General features: G+C 61.6%; 19 protein-coding genes and 2 riboswitches. Of the genes, 13 read left to right on the top strand and 6 right to left on the bottom strand.

The window, feature by feature from the left end:
- Positions 1-53: 53 nt before the first annotated feature.
- Together C1896_13015 and C1896_13010 are read right to left on the bottom strand one after the other, a co-directional pair.
- Entirely contained in the window at positions 54-695 is a 642-nt protein-coding gene (locus tag C1896_13015; protein AZZ45731.1) for an anti-sigma F factor, read from the bottom strand.
- A complete protein-coding gene (locus C1896_13010) occupies positions 692-1,258 on the bottom strand; it encodes an RNA polymerase subunit sigma (GenBank protein AZZ45730.1) in 567 nt (188 codons plus the stop codon). Before C1896_13010 ends, C1896_13015 begins: the two co-directional genes overlap by 4 nt.
- A 218-nt stretch (positions 1,259-1,476) precedes the next feature.
- Here C1896_13010 and C1896_13005 point away from each other — a divergent pair, with 218 nt between their 5' ends.
- The 10 genes from C1896_13005 (at position 1,477) to C1896_12960 (ending at position 13,396) form a co-directional block, all read left to right on the top strand.
- Complete coding sequence (locus C1896_13005) at positions 1,477-1,749, top strand: DUF2282 domain-containing protein (GenBank protein ID AZZ45729.1); 273 nt, start codon at positions 1,477-1,479, stop codon at positions 1,747-1,749.
- A 13-nt stretch (positions 1,750-1,762) separates the two neighbouring features.
- Positions 1,763-2,599, top strand: a complete 837-nt coding sequence (locus tag C1896_13000) for a DUF692 domain-containing protein (protein ID AZZ45728.1) — start codon at positions 1,763-1,765, stop codon at positions 2,597-2,599.
- Entirely contained in the window at positions 2,596-3,375 is a 780-nt protein-coding gene (locus tag C1896_12995; protein ID AZZ45727.1) for a DUF2063 domain-containing protein, read from the top strand. The genes C1896_13000 and C1896_12995 overlap by 4 nt, the downstream gene beginning before the upstream one ends.
- 21 nt (positions 3,376-3,396) lie before the next feature.
- Positions 3,397-3,870, top strand: coding sequence for a DoxX family protein (locus C1896_12990; GenBank protein AZZ45726.1), 474 nt, complete (start codon positions 3,397-3,399; stop codon positions 3,868-3,870).
- Positions 3,871-3,994: 124 nt separating this feature from the next.
- Positions 3,995-4,663 (top strand): HAD family hydrolase, encoded by a 669-nt coding sequence (locus C1896_12985; protein ID AZZ45725.1) that lies wholly within the window; start codon positions 3,995-3,997, stop codon positions 4,661-4,663.
- Positions 4,664-4,758: 95 nt separating this feature from the next.
- Positions 4,759-6,033 carry a DUF2254 domain-containing protein gene (locus tag C1896_12980; protein ID AZZ45724.1) on the top strand — a complete coding sequence of 425 codons (1,275 nt, stop codon included), beginning with the start codon at positions 4,759-4,761 and terminating at the stop codon, positions 6,031-6,033.
- A 274-nt stretch (positions 6,034-6,307) separates the two neighbouring features.
- Positions 6,308-7,717: a DegQ family serine endoprotease gene (locus C1896_12975; protein ID AZZ45723.1), complete on the top strand. Its 1,410-nt coding sequence runs from the start codon at positions 6,308-6,310 to the stop codon at positions 7,715-7,717.
- A 158-nt stretch (positions 7,718-7,875) separates the two neighbouring features.
- Complete coding sequence (locus C1896_12970; GenBank protein ID AZZ45722.1) at positions 7,876-8,226, top strand: hypothetical protein; 351 nt, start codon at positions 7,876-7,878, stop codon at positions 8,224-8,226.
- A 208-nt stretch (positions 8,227-8,434) separates the two neighbouring features.
- Entirely contained in the window at positions 8,435-11,662 is a 3,228-nt protein-coding gene (locus tag C1896_12965; protein AZZ45721.1) for a hybrid sensor histidine kinase/response regulator, read from the top strand.
- 214 nt (positions 11,663-11,876) lie between these two features.
- Positions 11,877-11,974: riboswitch (glycine riboswitch) on the top strand.
- 4 nt (positions 11,975-11,978) lie between these two features.
- A riboswitch (glycine riboswitch) is annotated at positions 11,979-12,066 on the top strand.
- A gap of 61 nt (positions 12,067-12,127) precedes the next feature.
- Positions 12,128-13,396: a D-amino acid dehydrogenase gene (locus tag C1896_12960; GenBank protein AZZ45720.1), complete on the top strand. Its 1,269-nt coding sequence runs from the start codon at positions 12,128-12,130 to the stop codon at positions 13,394-13,396.
- Positions 13,397-13,545: 149 nt separating this feature from the next.
- On the opposite strand, the gene C1896_12955 is transcribed toward C1896_12960, so the two are convergent.
- The 4 genes from C1896_12955 to C1896_12940 all read right to left on the bottom strand — a co-directional run bounded on the left by C1896_12955 (position 13,546) and on the right by C1896_12940 (position 15,032).
- Positions 13,546-13,887, bottom strand: coding sequence for a peptidylprolyl isomerase (locus C1896_12955; protein ID AZZ45719.1), 342 nt, complete (start codon positions 13,885-13,887; stop codon positions 13,546-13,548).
- Positions 13,888-13,921: 34 nt separating this feature from the next.
- Positions 13,922-14,275, bottom strand: a complete 354-nt coding sequence (locus C1896_12950) for a YkgJ family cysteine cluster protein (protein ID AZZ45718.1) — start codon at positions 14,273-14,275, stop codon at positions 13,922-13,924.
- 71 nt (positions 14,276-14,346) lie between these two features.
- Entirely contained in the window at positions 14,347-14,640 is a 294-nt protein-coding gene (locus tag C1896_12945; protein AZZ45717.1) for an N-acetyltransferase, read from the bottom strand.
- An 80-nt stretch (positions 14,641-14,720) separates the two neighbouring features.
- A complete protein-coding gene (locus tag C1896_12940) occupies positions 14,721-15,032 on the bottom strand; it encodes a hypothetical protein (GenBank protein AZZ45716.1) in 312 nt (103 codons plus the stop codon).
- 227 nt (positions 15,033-15,259) lie between these two features.
- On the opposite strand from C1896_12940, the gene C1896_12935 reads away from it, so the two are divergent.
- The 3 genes from C1896_12935 to C1896_12925 all read left to right on the top strand — a co-directional run bounded on the left by C1896_12935 (position 15,260) and on the right by C1896_12925 (position 19,813).
- Positions 15,260-17,380, top strand: coding sequence for a ferredoxin (locus tag C1896_12935; protein ID AZZ45715.1), 2,121 nt, complete (start codon positions 15,260-15,262; stop codon positions 17,378-17,380).
- 211 nt (positions 17,381-17,591) lie between these two features.
- Complete coding sequence (locus C1896_12930) at positions 17,592-18,779, top strand: acetyl-CoA C-acyltransferase (GenBank protein AZZ45714.1); 1,188 nt, start codon at positions 17,592-17,594, stop codon at positions 18,777-18,779.
- Between the two features lie 125 nt (positions 18,780-18,904).
- Positions 18,905-19,813 (top strand): chemotaxis protein CheV, encoded by a 909-nt coding sequence (locus C1896_12925; GenBank protein AZZ45713.1) that lies wholly within the window; start codon positions 18,905-18,907, stop codon positions 19,811-19,813.
- The last annotated feature ends 130 nt before the right edge of the window (positions 19,814-19,943 follow it).

Here is a 19,943-nt window from a genome sequence, read left to right as displayed (position 1 = left end):
CGACGATAGGAGCGGGAACTGCCGCGGTATTGAAGAAAATGCGCGTATGCGGCTTACCAACGCAACAGCCGTGGGCCGAGGAGGGCGCCGACGGCGGTGGGGATGAGCATGCCGAGCACATACCAGACGGCCCAGAAGGCGACACTCATCTCAGGACAATGCAGGCTGTAGGCTAGGGTTGCCATCGAACCGGCCAACAACCCCCCGGCTGCGCCGGCAAGACGCAACCGGGTCGGCGCAAAGCCGCGGATAGCCCAGAACACGCAGACGAACGCTGGAATCGACAGTAGCGCGATGTTCACCGGGCAGACTCGCCAGGTTTCCCCAAAAATCAGTGCCCAACGGTTATTGGCCGAAACGCTGAACAACAGGCCCAACGCCGCCAGCCAAACCGCTACCACCGGCGCTGCGACAGTGACCCAGCCGTTGCCCACAGGCGCTCCCGGTCTGGCCAGCCGCGTGGTTACCAGCAGAGCACCCGCAAGCAGGCTCGCCGGCAGCGCAAGCTTGGCCCAGAACAGCGGGGTCGCCGCGGCTTGCCCAATGTCCGGGCGAACGCCGAAGACCGTCAGTAACACCAGCAATGCCAGCGCCAGCCCGATGGCCAGGGCTGTACCAAAGCGGCGCGTGACGATCTGCCGATCCACGGGCGGTGCGTGGTTGGCGAGCATGTTGATCAGCTCGTCGGTCTTCATCGATGACCTCCAATCAGGGCGGCCAGCGCTTTCAGTCCGCGGTGAACGCCCACCTTGACTGCTGAAGCCGAAAGTCCGGTGCGTCGAGCGGTTTCTTCCACCGAAAGCCCCTGTAATTTGACGTGAAAAATAGGCAAGCGTTGCTTGTCCGGCAGTTGTTCGAGCAGCCGCGCCAGGTCCCGCTGCGCCTGTTGGGCCTGGTGATCTTCGTCGGCCAGCAGCTCTGCCTGGTCGCTAAGGGGATCATTCAAGGCGTCGTGCCTTGCATGGGCCCGGAAATGATCCATCAGTTTGTAGCGGGCAATCGCCTGTACCCAGGCTGTCACCGGTTGCTCGGACCGATAGGTATGCCGCGCGTTGTGCACCGCAAGCAACGCTTCCTGGAGTAGGTCTTCGACCTCGGGCGATTGCAGCCTGCGCCTGAGAAAACTGCGCAGATGTGCGCTGAGCAGCGTCAGGAATTGCCGGTACGCCGCCTCGTCGCCGTCCAGCCCCAGCAGTAGCAGCTGTTGCAGATGGGCTTCGCGTGCCTTCAACGCCTCGTGACTGGTAGTTCGTTGCATCGGTCGCTCTGGTTACACGCAAGGAAAAAATCGATGCTGCCCGTCCTTTGCCTCCAGCCAACGGCAGGGCGGGGCGCGCCGCTACGGTAGGTCGAGACGGAAGAATTCTCAAAAATATATTTCTTGCTCCTGCTGTAACCAATCGACCGTACCCGGCGAACTACTGGTCGAGCTGCCAGTAAAACCACTGGCAGCAACACCGCATGGAGAAACAACCGATGAACAATCTCGCCCTTGCTGCTGCAGCCGTTGCGCTTGCATCCATCGCCGCCGGTGCCACGGCTGCGGAAAAGACCGAAGGTGCCATGGAGAAATGCTACGGCGTCGCGCTCGCTGGTCAGAACGATTGCAAGGCTGGTGCGGGCACCAGCTGCGCCGGCAGTTCGAAGGTGGATTACCAGGGCAATGCCTGGAAGAACGTACCCGCAGGGACCTGCACCTCGATCAAGACGCCCGAAGGCATGGGTTCGCTGACGCCGATCGAATCCTGATAGGAGGTTCCGCATGAGCGTGTTGGCTCTGGGAGCAGGCCTGGGACTCAAGCCCGAGCACTATGAGGCGGCGCACGACTGTGCAGCGCCGGGGCTCTGGTTCGAAGTGCACCCGGAGAACTACATGCTCGGCGGCGGTCCTCGTCTGGCCTGGCTAGACGCTATCGGCGAGCGCCATCCGCTTTCACTGCATGGCGTATCGCTGTCGCTGGCGGCCGATTGCCTGCCGGACGAGGCCCATCTGCAACACCTCAGGACGCTGGTCGAGCGCGTTCAGCCGGTCCTGGTTTCCGAACACCTGGCCTGGTCCGCCTGGCGAGGTCAGTACAATCCCGATCTCCTGCCGTTTCCGCGTACCGGTGCGGCCTTGAACCGTATCGTCGACAACGTTCAGCGCACTCAGGAACGCCTCGGGCGACAGATTGTGGTGGAAAATCCCAGCCACTACCTGCACCTCGACGGGCATGAGTGGGATGAAATCGAGTTTCTCGCCGAGCTGTCGCGCCGCAGTGGCTGCGGCCTGTTGCTAGACGTCAACAACGTACACGTCAGCGCGCACAATCTCGGCTTCGATGCCGCTGCCTATATCGATGGTTTTCCCGCTGAAGCCTTACTGGAAGTGCATCTGGCCGGACATAGGCAGGACAGCTCGGAGCTCTCAGGGCTATTGATCGACTCCCACGATGCGCCGATAGCTGACGCCGTCTGGTCGCTTTATGAACGGTTGATCGAGCGCATCGGCTCGCGTCCAACACTGATCGAACGTGACGACCAGTTGCCAACCTTCGCCGAACTGTTGGTCGAGCGCGACCAGGCGCAGTGGCTGCTGGAAAGGAGGCGGGCGGTATGACGCGCTCGCTCGCCGAGTTTCAGGATGGCTTGACCGAAGCGCTATGGGCCAGCGAACCCATGGCGACTACCTCCACCGCTGCCGCCCCCTCCGTTGATTGGCTGGCGAGGCTTATCGCGCAGCCGGGGTTCGCGGTGTACCGCAACACCGTGATGAAAGGGTGTGTAGATGCCTTGCGCGCGAACTTTCCGACGGTCGAGCGGCTGGTAGGCGCCGAGTGGATGAGCGCAGCGGCCTGCGTTTTCGCGCAGCAGTGCCCTCCGACCCAGCCGCAGTTGATCAGCTATGGCGATGGCTTTGCAGACTTTCTGCAGCGTTTCGAACCTGCCCGCGATTTACCGTACCTCGCCGAGATTGCGCGCCTCGATCGCCTGTGGCTTGAGGCGTTTGCCGCGGCGGAAGAACCTCGGCTGGAACTGCATACGTTGAGCTCGATGACGCCGACCCAGCTGGCCGGATTGCATTTGCGACCCCATGCAGCGTCGCGCTGGCATTGGTCCGTTTTGCCGGCGTTCAGCCTATGGCGTTGCAACCGCGAAGGCATCGAACTGCCTGATCCGCTGCTCTGGCAGGGCGAGGGCACGTTGCTCTGCCGGCGAGAGAACCGTGTCGTCTGGCAGCCCTTGAGCGTCGGCGGCTGTACCTTTCTCGACGCCTGCGCCGATGGCCATACGCTTGCCAGCGCATCGGATCTCGCGCTCGAGGCCCAGCCCGCGCTGGATTTCAATGCGCTGCTGGCGGGCCTGTTTGCCGCTCGGGTCTTCGCCATCGATTGATCAGCAACTGGAGTGACCGACATGCACACCCTGCACAGGAACCCAGCCAGCCCGACATCGAGTCCGTTGCAGCACTGGAATCGACTCGCCGTATGGCTGCAACACCACATCAGCAACTCGATGTTGGGCCTGGTGGCGCGCTTGGCCATCGCCACGGTGTTCTTTTATTCCGGGCGGACCAAGGTCAGCGGCTTTCTTACAATCAAACCCAGCACCTTCGGCCTGTTCGAAACCGAATACGCGCTGCCGCTGTTGTCGCCTTACCTTGCCGCGCATCTGGCCACCTATGCCGAGCATCTGTTCCCACTGCTGCTGGTGCTCGGCCTGTTGGCGCGGCTATCGGCCTTGGCCCTGCTGGGCATGACGCTGGTTATTCAGCTCTTCGTTTACCCCGATGCCTGGCCTACGCACCTGACCTGGATCGGCCTGATGCTGGTCGTTATTGGCCGTGGCGCTGGGCGTTGGTCGGCTGACCGGATGTTGGGCATTCGCTGAGGCGGCGTGGTTGAGCGGTCGCTGTATGGTCGCAGGCTAAACTCAGCGCACCGTTTGCAGTCCAAGGCGCTGTCTCCAAACCGGAGTCGTCGCGCCGTTCTGCGCATTCACAACGGGAGATTCGATGGCCTCTATCGACTTGCTGATCAGCGACTGCGACGGTGTGATCGTCGACAGTGAAATCATCAGCCACCGCGTCCTGTTCGAGGCCCTGAGCCTGTATGTACCCGCCGAGCAGCTGCATGCCGCGCTGGAAGGTACCTTCGGTCTGACCGTTCCGAGCATCATCGATCTGATTGAAAAACGTTTCGACCTGACCATGCCGGAGACTTTCGATGCCGATCTACGCCGGCAGAGCGAGAAGGTCGTGGCGGAAGAAGTCCAGGCAATCCCGGGCGTGCGCGAAGCGCTGTTGGCCATCAAGCTGCCGCTGGCGGTGGCATCCAATAGCCGTTTGCACAACGTTCAAGCATCGCTGCAGCGTGCCGGCCTGACCGAACGGGTGGCTGGCAATATCTTCTGCGCCGAAATGGTCCGCTCACCGAAACCGGCGCCCGACGTGTACTTGCTGGCTGCCGAGCGCATGGGCGTCGCGCCGGGTCATTGTCTGGTCGTCGAAGACAGCCCGACTGGCGTGCTGGCGGCGCGTACGGCAGGCATGCAGGTGATCGGCTTTACTGGCGCCAGCCACATCCCGGCCGGGCATGACCAGGCATTGCGGGAGCTGGGTGTGGTCGCCGTGATCAATCACATGCATGACCTGCCCGCAACGGTCGAGGCGCTGGCCCGCTAAGCGCTGGCGACCGGGGCGGCAAGAAACCGCCAAGCCTACGCAACGGTCCCTCAGCGCGCTTGTCTGTAGTGAAACGGACGTATTGCGAGCAACAGATGATTGAGCGTTGGAAGTGGTTTGTCATCCGCATCAGTAAGCGGCCCTGGTTCCGGGCCAGCTTGTATTCGGTATTGGGAATTGCTACCGCGCTGGTGGCGCTGGTGGCAGCGCCTTATATTCCCGACGACGTGCCGACCAAGATCGGTTCCGATGCGGTCGACAACATTCTCGGCGTGTTGGCATCCAGCATGCTCGCCGTCACCACCTTCTCCCTGAGCATCATGGTGGCGGCCTACGGCTCGGCAACGAACAACGTCACGCCGCGCGCGATTTCCCTGTTGGTCGAAGACCCGACCACACAAAACACGCTCTCAACCTTTGTCGGCTCGTTCATTTTCAGCCTGGTTGGCATCATCGCGTTAAGCACCGGCCTTTACGGCGACAACGGGCGCGTAGTGCTGTTCGCGGCGACGATCTTCGTGGTCATCCTGGTGGTGTACGCGCTGTTGCGCTGGATTGATCAATTGTCCGGGCTGGGCCGCGTTGCCGAAACCACGGCCAGGGTCGAGAAGGCCGCCACCCAGGCGCTGTGCCAACGAATGGAGCAACCCTTTCTGGGCGGACGACCGCTGGAAGTCGATCCCAAAGCCCTGCCGGGCGCGCGCCCGTTGTATCCGCAAAAGATCGGCTTCGTGCAGCATGTCGACATGCCTGCGCTGGGCGAACTGACCCAGTCGGAGGATCGCGCGGTTTATATATGCGTACTTCCCGGGATATTTGTGGAGCCGTCGCAGCCGATCGCCTGGTCGGTGGGGATCGGTGAAGACTGCGACGACGCGCTGCGCGATGCTTTTGTCATCGGCGCGCAGCGGACCTTCGACCGAGACCCCCGGTACGGCATCATCGTCATGGCCGAGGTCGCCTCGCGTGCGCTGTCGCCCGCCATCAACGACCAAGGCACCGCAGTTGATGTGATTGGGCGGGGCGTTCGCGTGCTGTCGCACTTGTCCAGGCCGACGCCGCCAGAAGATCCAAAGTTCGACCGCGTATTCGCGCCGGGGCTGAGCGCAGCGGACATGCTCGACGATTTCTTTACACCCATCGCACGGGACGGCGCTGCGATCATCGAGGTGTGCATACGATTGCAGCAAGCGCTGGCGTCATTGGGTCGACTCGGCGATGCGGCGGTTGCTCTTGCAGCGAACCGACATGCCTCGACTGCACTCAGACGTGCAGAGGCGGCGCTGACAATGCCGGACGACTATCAGCGGGTGTGTCAGGCTGCAGACGCCGCCGGACTGTTGGACACCTCAAACCAGCAGGGGAAATAGAGCTTTGTGACGCTGAATGCGAGGGCGCTGCTGTTGAAACCTTACTTTTCCTTTACACCCGCTACACACGAAGCTGACTGTCTTCGGCGTAAAGTCTGGTTCAGGCTGACGGAACAGCCAGCTCCCTTGGGTGGGTTTGCCGCAAACCGGCTGTCAGCTTAGAGTCAGCCATTGTGCATGCGGCAACCCGCTGCTTTTTTTGACCAGGAATCGGCTGTGGCGCGAGACCGGTCGTTTTTAACCCCATTTTTTCATCGTGGAGAGACCAGTCCCTATGATTCTTCGTAGAAACTTCCTGGCTGCCGTGGCCGGTGTGGCGCTGTTTGGACAGACGCTCATTGCCCACGCTGACCTGCCGGACTTTACGCCTCTGGTGGAGGATGCTTCGCCCGCAGTGGTGAACATCAGCACCAAGCAGAAGCAGCCGATGCGCGGCCACGCGCAGGCACAAATGCCTGATCTAGAGGGCATTCCGCCCATGTTTCGTGAGTTTTTCGAGCGCGGAATGCCTCAGCAGCCCGAGCGTCGCCGCGAAGCTCAATCGCTAGGTTCGGGTTTCATCATTTCTGAGGACGGCTATGTCCTGACCAATAACCACGTCGTGGCCGACGCTGATGAGATCATGGTGCGCTTGCCGGATCGTAGCGAGATGCAGGCCAAGCTCGTAGGAGCCGACCCGCGCAGCGACGTGGCCTTGCTGAAAATCGAAGGGGACGGCCTGCCGACCGTGAAGATTGGCAGCTCCGAAGAGTTGAAAGCAGGCGAGTGGGTTGTCGCGATCGGTTCGCCGTTCGGTTTCGATCACACGGTGACAGCAGGCGTGGTCAGCGCCAAAGGTCGCAGCTTGCCGAACGAAAGCTACGTTCCGTTCATTCAGACCGACGTGGCGATCAATCCGGGTAACTCGGGCGGCCCGCTGTTCAATCTCGACGGCGAGGTTGTTGGCATCAACTCGCAGATCTTCACCCGTTCCGGTGGGTTCATGGGCCTGTCGTTCGCGATCCCGATCGACGTCGCAATGGACGTGGCCAATCAGCTGCGTGAAGACGGCAAGGTCAGCCGCGGTTGGCTTGGTGTCGTCATTCAGGAAGTGAACAAGGACCTCGCCGAATCCTTCGGCCTGGAACGTCCTGCTGGTGCGCTCGTCGCCCAGGTGATGGATGGCGGTCCGGCTGCCAAGGGCGGCCTGAAAGTTGGCGACGTGATCTTGAGCGTTGATGGCAAGTCGATCGATATGTCCGGTGATTTGCCGCATCTGGTTGGCGCGATGAAACCAGGCAGCAAGGCTAAGCTGGAAGTGGTGCGCGATGGCCAGCGCAAGACGCTGAACATCGACATCGGTGCGCTGCCTGAGGATGGCGACGTGCTGGCCTCTGCAGATGGTTCGAGCACCAAGAGCCAGAGCAATAACCGCCTGGGTGTATCGGTGACCGAACTCTCCGACGCGCAACGTCAGGCGCTGGAGATCTCCGGTGGCGTAGTGATCAACGACATCAGCCAGGGCCCGGCAGCGATGATCGGCCTGCGTCCGGGGGATGTCATCACGCACCTGAACAACGAAGCGATAGATTCCGTTAAGACGTTCAGCCAGGTGGTCAAGGACCTGCCGAAGAACCGTTCAGTATCGATGCGGGTACTGCGCGACGGCCGCGCCAGCTTCATCACCTTCAAACTGCCGAAGTAAGCAGTCGCAAGCAAGACCAGAAGGCCCGCCATGTGCGGGCCTTCTTGCATCTCCAGGGGCGATATTGGTTCGTAAGCGCCCGGCTCGGCGGCACAGCAGGCGAACTCCTCGGCCCGGCAGTGGCTCCATATGGTTTGAGTAAAGCTCTGGAGGTTTCTATGAACCCGTCTCTGACGCTGGGATTATTGCTGCTACCGGCGGTGGCCATGGCTGAGCCGCTGCACCTTGAACGTGAGCTGAATGAATTGCGTGTCGATGTCGAGGTCAGTGAGCTCGAAACCGACACCCAACCCGGTATCGAGTCCGGGCTGGTGCAGGTCCTGATTACCAATCACGAACGCTTCAAGGTGGCGTGCCAGCTCCATCCCGGCGAAACCGAAGCCTCGCCAGGCCTGGATACCACGCCCATCACCATCATCGCGCCGGAGGGTCGCCGTGCGCTCACCATGAGCGGTGAGTACGGTGACTCAACGCTGAATGCGCTGTTGACGTGCATTCGGGACGAGTGACGCCCGAACGGCCCGGTAAATGGCCTGGGGAAAGCGCCTTCCCCGATTCGGGAGGTAGATCAGCATTGCAACACTCAAAGCTTGGGCGAAGTTCAAGCATGGGGCTGGCTCCTGGCTGATTTTTGATGTTGATGCATTCCTGCTCGGGTGTGGCACGGCACCGTCCAAGGCAAATGGAACCTGTTTGGCACCCGAGTTTCCAAGTGCAATGCGCGCCGTTAAACGATCGCTTAAGCTAGCGCGCCGCGCACCACGCTGTACTCGTTTCGGCAGAATTTCGCGGCTGATCCGTCTGGGCGTCAAAGGAAGTCATATCTTGAATCACGCAACGGGAGCCAAATCAGGACGGTCGGTACCGTTGCGCAGCCGCCTGTTGACCATTGCATTGGCAGGGATTCTGCCGCTGGCCCTGGTGGCCGGGCTGGGCATGCTCTCGATCGTCTCTGAACAGACGGAGTTGGCCAAGCAGCGCAGCCTTGAAGCTACGCGCCTCGCCGCGACGGCTGTGGAGGTCGAGCTGAGCCGATCGCTCAACGTGCTCCAGGCACTGTCGCAGTCGCCCCTGCTGGATAACGGCGATATTGATGGCTTCGCCGATATGGTTCGCCGCGTGTTGCCCTCGGTCCCCAGCTGGTACGCCTTGCTGATCCTGAGTCCGGAAGGCGAGGTGCTAAGGCGGGTGTCGCTGCACAATCCTCCAGCTTCCAGAACCATGGCCGAGCTGCGCAGCTTTACCGAGCTGATTCGAACGGGCAAACCGCAGGTCGGGAGCATCAGCCGGGGACCTGGCGGTATCTGGGGTGTCCCTCTGCGTGTGCCGGTCCAGCAAGGCGACGTGGTTCAGTATGTATTGACCGCCGTGCTTAAGCCGCAAGCTGTGGCTGATGTGATTGCAAACCGGAGGCTGCCGACCGGTTGGGTCAACACCGTGCTGGATTCCAACGGAACGCGTATCGCGCGATCGCTGCACCACGAAGAGACGCTCGGGTTGCCAGCATCGTCCACACTGGCGGCCATCCTGCAGGAGAACGCCGGCGAAGAAGGGATTGGCCTGTCCACAACCATGGAAGGCAATTCGGTCTACACCTCTTTTGTGAGATTGCAACCGTCCGGCTGGGTCGTGGCGACCGGTGTGCCCACTGAAGTTGTCGAAGCCGGGGCGACGCGTGTCTATACGCATTACGGTGGCGGGTTGCTGCTGTCGCTGGTGTTTGCGGTGACGGCGGCCCTGTTCGCAACACGTCGGATCAATGTCCCGATGCGGCATCTGCGGCGAGCGGCTCAGGCGATTGGTCACGGGCAGGCGTTCAAGGCGCCTGAAAGCGAGATCGAAGAAATCCGTGAAGTTGGGCGAGCGCTCGAAAGCGCCGCGCAGGCGCGTCTGTCGAGTGAGGCCGAGCGTGACAACATGCTTTCGCGGCTGGAGCTGGCGCAGCAGGATCTGACCCAGCAGGTCAGCGATCTGGAGTTGGTCCAGGACCTGAGTAATCGCCTGCTACAGATGCCTGCATTGGGCGACCAGTTGCAAGCGATTATTGACGCCCTGTGCACGCTGCACGGCGCCGCACATGGGCTGCTGGCGCTCAGCGACGGTTCGGCCGCCTTGCGCATTCATGCCTCGAGGGGCTTCTCAGTTGCTTCGTTGGCGATCATGGATGAAGCGCAGCCCGGCCTGGGTGCCTGTGGTATAGCGGTGCAACGAGGGGAGCGAGTGGTGGTGACTGATACCGAAGCCGACCCCTGCTTCCGTGAGTTTGTCTCCGTTGCGCGCAGCGAGGGATTTCGTTCGGTTCACAGCACGCCCATTCGGCACAGCGACAACAGCGTACTCGGGACGCTTACGGTACAGCTCAAAGAGGCGCGATCCCCAACGGAACGAGAGATTCGGTTGTCCGATGTCGTAGCGGGCCTGGCCGCAGTATTCATCGACCGGGCGCGGGCGCAGACCAAGGCGGGCATGTTGGAGCAGCGCCTACAGGTAGCGCTGAACTCGTCCACCGTGCCCTTTGCAGTCCTGTCTCCCCATCGGAACCCGGCGGGCGAGGTGGACGACTTCCGCTTCGATTTCATCAACCTCACCGGCGCATCCAGCCTGCGCGGAACAGTCGACGAGCTGACTGGGCGGCGACTGCGCGAGGTGCTTGGCGAGGCCGCCAATCCGCAAGCATTGAAGACCTTGCTGGAGGTGGCCCGGTTTCAGCAACCGCGTGATCTGGAACTGCGCAGCACCGCGTTTGACAGCGAACGCTGGGTGCGTTTGATCGCGACGCCGTTCGATCAAAGCCTGGCCGTATGGTTCGCTGACGTATCCCAGGCCAAGCATCACGAACAGGAAATACGTGAATCTGCACGGCGCAAGGATGAGTTTCTCGCGACCCTGGCCCATGAGCTGCGCAACCCGCTGGCACCCATTCGCCTGGCTGCCGGCATTTTTGGTTCTGCGGCGGCAAGCGATGCGCAAAAGCTCCGTAGCCAACAAATCATCGAGCGGCAGGTGCGGCATATGGCGCTGCTGCTCGACGATCTGTTCGACATCTCCCGCATCACGCTTGGCAAGCTGGTTCTGCGCAAGGAGCAGGTGGATCTGCGAACCATCATCGAGGCGGCCATCGAGACCGCCCGAGAGAAAATCGAGGCAAAGCAACATGAGCTGGTCGTGGCGCTGCCGGCCAGTCCTATTGTGCTGGACGCCGATCCGCTTCGCCTCGAGCAGATTCTGACTAACCTGCTCAACAACGCCGCTAAATTCACCCCCAACGGTGGCTGCATTCGCATCACGGCGACACGGGATGGTGACACCGCCAAGGTGTCGGTCATCGATAACGGCCTGGGTATCGCGCGGGAACACCTCAGATTGATCTTCGAACGGTTTGCGCAGGTGCCCGTCGCCGGGACGCACATCAATTCCGGCCTGGGGATCGGCCTGGCACTGGCCAAAGGCCTGGCGAAGCTGCACGGAGCGGACCTTCGGGTACGCAGCGAAGGGCTAGGCCACGGCGCGGAGTTCAGCCTGACCCTGCCGGTTCTGCCTTCCAGCACCGCTGGCGCAAGCCGTGACGTCAGCGAAAGCGTCACGCTGAACAAGCGGCTCGTTCTGGTTGCCGACGATAACCGGGACATTGCCGAAACCATGGCCGAGATCCTTCGGCTGGAGGGCCACGAGGTGCACTTGGCGTTTGACGGCAGCGAAGCGTTCGAACGTTATCTGCAGCTCAAGCCAGAGGTTGTGGTGCTGGACATTGGCATGCCCGGCCAACGGGGTGACGAAGTGGCGCGGATGATCCGCGCCCATCCCACCGGCGCCAATGTGCGGTTGATCGCCATCACCGGCTGGGGCCAGCCGAGTGATCGAGAGCAGGCCTTGGCGGCAGGCTTCGATATTCATATGACCAAGCCGGTCGACCTGAGCCAGCTGATTGATATAGTCGGCGGCTGAGGCCAAGCAACGATGGGGCGGGGCTATCTTCTGTCCCGGAACTGCGGTAGAAACGCGCATGTAGCTGCAACGCGCGCTGATTGTCGCACCGTAGCTGTGCAATTTCAGGTTCGGTAGAGCGGCTGCAGCCAGCCGCGGCGAGCGAGTGTCGCTTGGCGCGCATTGTGCAAAAGCTGTAATGGTAGAACCGCCGTGAGCAGCAGCTCATGGCAAAGAAGTGATATCGGGAGAGACTGCAGCGGCTTGGTCGTGTGCAGCGCCGAAGGAGCAACCGCCCCGGAAACTCTCAGGCAAAAGGACCGTTATCACAGGTGAACTCTGAAGAGCCGCCGGGCCCGTCGTCGCCCGTCGCACCGAAGGAGCAAGCGAGCGCCGCTCGTGAAACTCTCAGGTCCAGAACAGAGGGGGCGCCTGATCCGCATGTCGCGGACGGGCTCTGACCCTTGACGTTCTGGAGCTGCACGCATGAAAAAGATAGCTGTCATTGGTGGCGGTATCACCGGTATCACCACTGCCTACGCGCTGGCCAAGCGTGGTTTCGCCGTCACTCTTTTGGAGAAGCATCGCTACGCAGCGATGGAAACCTCGTTTGCCAATGGCGGTCAGCTGTCCGCCTCCAACGCCGAAGTTTGGAATCACTGGTCGACCATTCTCAAGGGCATCAAGTGGATGCTCAAAAGCGATGCACCGCTGCTGGTCAATCCCAAGCCCAGCTGGCACAAGCTGTCCTGGTTCGCTGAGTTCATCGGCTCCATACCGCAATATCGCCAAAACACCATCGAAACGGCTCGCATGGCTATTGCCGCTCGGGAGCACCTGTTCGCCTGGGCCGAGGAAGAGGGCATTGATTTCGACCTGAAAAAGGCCGGCATCTTGCACATCTACCGCGACAAGGCCGGTTTCGAGCATGCCGGCAAAGTCTCGATATTGCTGGCTCAGGGCGGTTTACCCCGGCGCAGCGTGACACCAGACGAAATGCGTGCCATCGAGCCGACGCTGGCAGGGCAATACTATGGCGGCTACTACACGGAGTGCGATTCCACGGGCGACATCCACATGTTCACCAACGGCCTCGCGGCAGCCGCCATACGCTTAGGCGTCGACTGCCGTTACGACCAGAACGTGAAAGCCGTTGCCACCGATGGCAAGGGTGCCAGCGTGACCGTCGCGGCTTCGGGTGGCGAAGAGCGCCTGCAGTTCGATGGCATCGTTGTCTGCGCCGGAACCGCCAGCCGCGCGTTGGCCGCCCAACTTGGCGATCGGGTGAACATCTATCCGGTGAAGGGCTACTCGATCACGGTCAACCTCAACGACGAGACCAGCCGCGCAGCAGCGCCTACCGTCAGCTTGCTGGACGATGAAACCAAGCTGGTCACCAGCCGCCTGGGTGACAGCCGCCTTCGGGTAGCCGGCACCGCCGAGTTCAACGGCTATAACCGCGACATCCGCGCCGATCGGATCCGTCCGCTAGTGGATTGGGTGGCTGAATGTTTCCCCGGCGTCAGTACTCAGAGCGTGGTGCCTTGGGCTGGCCTGCGGCCGATGATGCCGAACATGATGCCCAAGGTCGGACGCGGCAGCTCACCCTGTGTGTTCTACAACACCGGCCACGGCCATCTCGGCTGGACGCTCTGCGCGATTACTGCCGACATGTTGGGTGACGTGGTGAGCGAGTCCATGGGCAGCGCCCGGTCGTCGACTCCTGCCGCTAGCGGTCAACCGGCCCACGCCTGACCTGCTTGACGGCTGCGCCTCGGGCTGCAGCCGTCATCGGTGCGAATACGTCTGTTTGTGTAGCGGCCGCTGAACGGGCCGCTCTCTTTGTTCTGCCGCAGATGGCCGCCGCAGGTTTTGGTTTTCCTGCTCAGACATCACTCTCATGTTCAGTCGTCACGGGTCAGCACTTCCAGCAGCTCGATCTCGAACAGCAGGTTCGAGTTCGGCGCGATGTGCTCACCTACCTGCCGGTCGCCATAGGCGAGGTGGGCGGGGACGAAAAGCTTGCGCTTGCCGCCAACCTTCATGCCCATGAGCCCCAGGTCCCAACCCTTGATAACGCGACCGGTGCCGATCACGCACTGAAACGGCTTACCGCGATCATAGGACGAATCAAAGGTACGGCCGTCTTCGAGTTGGCCACGGTATTGCGTGGTGATCAGGGCGCCTTTGACCACGGCCTTGCCGTCGCCGAGCTGGATGTCTTCAATCCGCAGTTCGTTGCCCATCGTGTCTCTCGTGATGTCTTTTCTGGCTACGCCTTTAAACCAGCAATTGACGGGTGCTGGCGATAAGTTGGTGCACCTGCTTTTCCACCTCAGGTGTCGTGGGGATTTCCGGACCGCGGCCGCGCGGGCAGGGCAGGCTGGCCGTGGTGCCGAACAGCCGACAGATCAATGGGCGCTGTTCGTAAGCCTCGCAGCCGTTTGGCCCGAGGTGTACGCAGTTCCAGTGCGCCATCGCCGCGTCATGCGCGGCAACGCTCCTGTGCGGCAAGCGGGCCATTTCTTCGGAGGAGGCAGTGACCGGGCCACAGCAATCGTGGCAGCCGGGTTCGCAGGCGAAACCCGGAATCTGCCGGCGAAGGTGATCGATCTTGCGGTTGGTACAGGTCATGCGAAGCGCTTCGGTTCAGGGGCCGGCATGGTACTCGCCTGAGAGGTAAATGCTTGCCCCTCCGCGTGCTTTTATTGCGCGGCGATGATGTCGTCCCAATCGTGATGCTTCTTCACATAGGCCGCAACGAACTCACACATCGGCACGATGCGCTTGCCGCGACGACGGGCGTCATCTAGCGCCTCGCGAACCAGTTTGCTGCCCATGCCCTGGCCCTCCAAACTCGGATCGACCTCCGTGTGGGTAAAGACCTGACGGTCGCTCTCGTCCTGATAACTGGCGACGCCCAGTTCCTTGCCGTCGACTTCAAGGACATAGCGCTGCTGCGACTCGTCGTGTCGTACGACCGCGTTGTTGTCGTTCATGGAATGGATTCTCCCGATGGTCTGGTTGATCTGGCCGCATGCTGCAGCCAGTGACTGTTCAGAGGTTTGGCGGACGCGGGTCAGAGCCCGTCGACCAGCCGCTTGCCCAGCGCCGTGCCATGCGCCAAGGCTTCGTCGTAGCTGCGGTAATGCTGCGTCTGGTCGACGCTCACCGGGACGACGATTTCCAATTCTTTGACCACCTCGGCACCCACGGCCCAGAGGGTCTCGCCGAAGGTCTCGTACTCGTAGCCGGTGAGGTGGACGATCACATCGTAGTCGCGGTACACGAGCCGGTGGCTGTGCGGAATCTGGTGATCGCTACCGCCAGGAATATGGGCAGGGGCGTCGAAGTAGGGTTGTTCGGCGTCCGGTTTGACTGCCTTGGTCATCGCTGGGCCTCCCGTTTGGGTTGTCTAGCTTGGGCCCGGTGACGGCGTGCATCGTTCCGTGCCGAAGGCGTTGCGCGACGGGCGCACATCGGACCGGGTGAAAACGATCGCTCACGGCTGACGATCAGAATCTAAGACTGAAGTACTGTCGTTCCAGCCAGCAAGTCGCATGGCGGGGGCGCGAGCGGCGGATAGCATGGCTGTATAACAACAGCCAAGGGGCATCCATGACTCGCTGCGCCAGCCTTCTTTTCCGCATGCTTGTGCTGCTGAGCGTGCTGGCTAGCCCGACGCTGCTCGCACAGGGGCTGGACGGGCAGATACAGCAGCTTTTTCCTAAAGCCACGCGAATCGAGCCGAAGCAGGACAATCCGCCTGTGCACAGCGTCTATCAGCTGGACGAATTGCTCGGCTATGCCTTCGAGTCCACCGATTATTCAAACCTGCAGGGATTTTCCGGCAAACCGATCCGTCTGCTGATCGGCATGGACACCCAGGGTGTGCTGGCCGGGGTGAAGGTTCTGGAACATCACGAGCCGGTTTTCCTGCACGGGCTCGGGGAACAGCCGCTGTTCGACTTCGTCGACCAGTACCAACAGAAATCGATTGGCATACCCATTGTGGTGGGCGGTGCACAGGGCGGGGCGAGCGGAAGTGAGTCGATTGCCCGCATCGATGGGGTGAGCAAGGCTACGGTGTCGGTAGTGATCCTCAACGAGACCGTGTTGCTGTCAGCCCTGAGCGTGGCCCGCAAGCTGCTCGAAGGATTTGCCAGCGGACCCTTGGCCACGGCAAAGCCCGACCTCTATGAACCGCTCGACTGGTCACAGTTGCTGCAGCGCGGCTATCTCCAGCATTGGACGATCAGCCGCGAGGAGGTCGAACGCGGCTTGGGTCATTCCATTGAGGGTTACCTGGGTATCGAGCCGGAGAGCGATACGCAGCCCTTCACCGACCTCTACTTCGCCTACCTGAACGCGCCAAGCATTGGCCGCAATCTGTTGGGCGACGCCGGCTTCGCCAAGCTCAACGAGGAATTGAAAGCCGGCGAGCAAGCGGTGCTGGTGCTCTCCTCGGGTATCTATCGCCATGTGCCGGACGACTTCGTGCCAGCCACATCGCCCAGCCGGTTGGTACTGATGCAGAACGGCCACGCCATTGACCTGTATGACATGAATTTCAACAACGGCGCGGTGATGGACCTGCTCGACGCGCCGCTCGATGAGGTCGAGGCGCAGATCTTCCGCATCAAGACACATAGCGCGTTCAACCCTGCCGAGCCTGCCGGGTTGCGATTGAACGTGAACCTGCAGCGCAACCATCTGGTGCAAAGCAGCACGCAGTTCACCCGTGACTTTCAGCTCGACCAGCAGCTGTTCAACATTGAAGAGGCGCAGATTGCTGCCGAGCCGGCGCCCATCTGGATGCGCATGTGGCAGGAGCGCATGTGGCAGATCGGCGTGCTTGTCGTATCGCTGATCCTGCTGAGCGCCGTGTTCATCTGGCAGCATCGCATCAGCCGGCACAGCCGTGGCTTCCATCTGTTCCGTGCCGGTTTTTTGTTGTTCACGCTGGTGTTCATAGGCCTGTATGCCCAGGGCCAGCTCTCAGTAGTGAACATCTTCACCTTGTTATTGGCGCTGGGGGAGAACTTCGATATCCGGGTGTTCCTGATGGATCCGGTGATCTTCATCCTCTGGAGCTTCACCTTTGTCAGCCTGTTCATCTGGGGTCGTGGCGTGTTCTGTGGCTGGCTCTGTCCGTTTGGTGCGCTGCAGGAAATGCTCGGCTGGCTGGCCAAGCGCCTGCGTATCCGCCAGTGGAAAATCTCTGATCGGCGCCATCAGCGCTTGCAGTGGTTGAAGTACCTGATTCTCATCGGTCTGGTGCCGACCGCCTTCTATTCGCTGACGCTGGCCGAGCGGCTCGCCGAAGTGGAGCCGTTCAAGACCAGCATCACACTATTCTTCGTCCGCTCCTGGCCGTTCGTGCTCTATGCCGTTGTTCTGCTCGGGCTGGGTCTGTTCGTGCACAAGTTCTATTGCCGCTACGTCTGTCCACTGGGCGCAGGGTTGGCGATGCTTGGCAAGTTCCACCTGTTCTCCTGGCTCAAGCGTATCGATGCGTGCGGTCAACCCTGCCAGCACTGCAAGAACCACTGCGAGATCGGCGCGATTAAGCGTGACGGGCGCATCGACTATGACGAGTGTATTCAGTGTCTGGAGTGCATCGTCATCCTCAACAACGATGACCAGTGCGTGGCCACCATCAGTGCGCGCAAACGGGCAGATAAGGCCGGGCGCCACGCCCATGGCGAGCTGATCGCCACCGATGCCATGGCGCCGTAACCGCTGCCGGCGCCATGAGCTGGTCACCCAGCCACGCCTTAGTCGCCTGACTTTTCAGATTAGCGAATCAGGCTGACCGCCCGGTTCTGCAATGCTGCACAGCAGTTCTGCGCCAATGGCTATTGTTCCGCAGCCGGACTTCGCTAGGATCGGGCGACTCCGCGCGCCGGTTCCTGGCGGCGCGCCTGATTCCTGCTTCGAAGAGGCCCCCATGGCTGAACGTGAAATCGTCGTTGTCGGTGCCGTGCGCACCCCGATTGGCTCCTTTGGCGGTGCGCTGAAGGATGTCGACCTGATCGCCCTTGCCACCACGGCCTGCCGCGGCGTGCTTGAACGCTCCGGTACGCCCGCTGACGCTGTGGGCCACGTGGTGATGGGCAACGTGATCCCCACTGAACCGCGCGATGGTTACCTGGCGCGCGTGGCAGCGGTGGATGCCGGTATTCCGCTGGAAACCCCGGCCTTCAACGTCAACCGCTTGTGCGGCTCGGGTTTGCAGGCGGTAATTTCGGCGGCGCAGTCGATCCTGCTGGGCGATACCGACGTAGCCATTGGTGGCGGCGCAGAAAGTATGAGCCGCGGTCCGTTCATCCTGCCGAACCTGCGCTGGGGTGCGCGCCTCGGCGACAGCCAGGCGATCGACTACATGAATACCCTGCTGCATGACCCCTGGGGCAAGTTCCACATGGGCGTGACCGCGGAAAATGTCGCCGAGCGCTATGGCATCAGCCGTGAACAGCAGGATGCGCTGGCACTGGAAAGCCAACGGCGGGCCGTTCGCGCGGTGGAGCAGGGCCGCTTCCGTGAGCAAATCGTCCCGGTCGCCGTTGCCACCCGCAAGGGGACCGTGCAATTCGAGGCCGACGAACATATCCGCGGGGACCTGACCGCCGAGCGCCTCGCGGCGCTGAAACCGGTGTTCAAGAAGGACAACGGCACCGTGACCGCGGGCAACGCCTCCGGGCTCAACGATGGTGCTGCGGCGCTGGTGCTGGCCGAGGCCGGGCGTGCGCAGGCGCTGGGGCTCAAGCCCATGGCGAGGCTGGTCGGGTATGCCCATGCGGGCGTGGACCCGGCCTACATGGGCATCGGCCCGGTGCCGGCCGTGCGCAAGGTGCTGGAGCGCACCGGGATCAGCCTCGACAAGATCGACGTGATCGAAGCCAACGAAGCCTTCGCCGCCCAGGCCTGTGCGGTGATACAAGAGCTGGGCATGGACCCGGCGCGGGTCAATCCCAACGGTTCAGGTATCTCCCTCGGTCATCCGGTGGGCGCGACCGGCGCAATCATTGCGGTCAAGGCGATCCACGAACTGCAGCGCATTCAGGGGCGCTACGCGCTGGTGACCATGTGCATTGGCGGTGGGCAGGGCATTGCGGCGGTTTTCGAGCGCTGTTGAGTCACGGGGAGCGGTTGCTATTCGTCGGGCCTGCGCCGATTCCACTGAAGATTTGCGCGCGGCTGCCGACAAGGCTGTAGCGAGGTTACATCTCGGCACGAGACCGGCTTTCCACAGGACCATTCATGAACAACGCATCCGCTACCGACGCCTTATCGCTTTTGCTGTTCACGCTGCGCAGCGGCAAGCAGATGGCGATCAACTTGTTGAAGGTCAGCGAAATCATTCCGACGCCGTCGCTCACTCGGTTGCCCGAATCGCATCCCCACGTCCGAGGCGTCGCGACGCTGCGGGGCCAGCCGTTGTCGGTGATCGACCTCAGCCTGGCAATCGGCATGGCGCCGTTGCAGGACCCCAAAGGCGGCTGCCTGATCGTTACCGAGATCAGCCGCTCCAAACAGGGCTTGCACGTCCAGGCGGTGGTCAAGATCGTGCATATCCAGACGTCGAAAATCCTGCCGCCGCCTTACGGCGCGCGCGCCAACTCGTTCATTACCGGGACGGCGGAAGTGGATGGCGAACTGATCCAGATCCTCGACGTGGAAAAGGTCATTCACAACATCGCCCCGGTTCCGGGAGAGGCCGACATTTCTCATCTGGACGACCAGGACGCGCAATTGCTCACTGAAACCCGCGCGCTGATCGTCGATGACAGCCAGGTGGCCATTCACATGTCGGTATCGGCGCTGACCAAGATGGGCATCACGTGCCATGCGGTGCGCAGCGCCCGCGAAGCCTTCGAGAAACTCGACAGCCTCAAGGATAGCTACGAGGCGATCAACTGCGTGGTCTCGGATATCGAGATGCCTGAAATGGACGGGTATTCCTTCACCCAGGCACTGCGCAAGCATCCCGACTACGCCTCTATCTATGTGCTTCTGCACACCTCGCTGGACAGCACCATCAGCACCGACAAGGCCAAGGCCGCCGGTGCCAATGACATCCTGACCAAGTTTTCACCGCCCGAAATGACCAAGTGCATGCTGCGCGCGGCGCGGGTGATCCATTTGGGCGAGGATGCGTCGGTCGCGTGAGCGAGTAGAACGTTCGGGTCGCAAGCCAACCTATAGGAGCGAGCGTGCTTATGAATGCGTTGAACCTGGTGGGGCAGCTCTTCGCATGCACGCTCGCTTCTACCTAAGCTAGGTCGGTTGAAAGGAACGG

It is taken from the genome of Pseudomonadaceae bacterium SI-3 (assembly GCA_004010935.1).
GTDB lineage: Bacteria > Pseudomonadota > Gammaproteobacteria > Pseudomonadales > Pseudomonadaceae > Stutzerimonas.
Note: the sequence above shows the minus strand (reverse complement) of the source record. Positions and strands in the feature narration are given on the sequence as shown.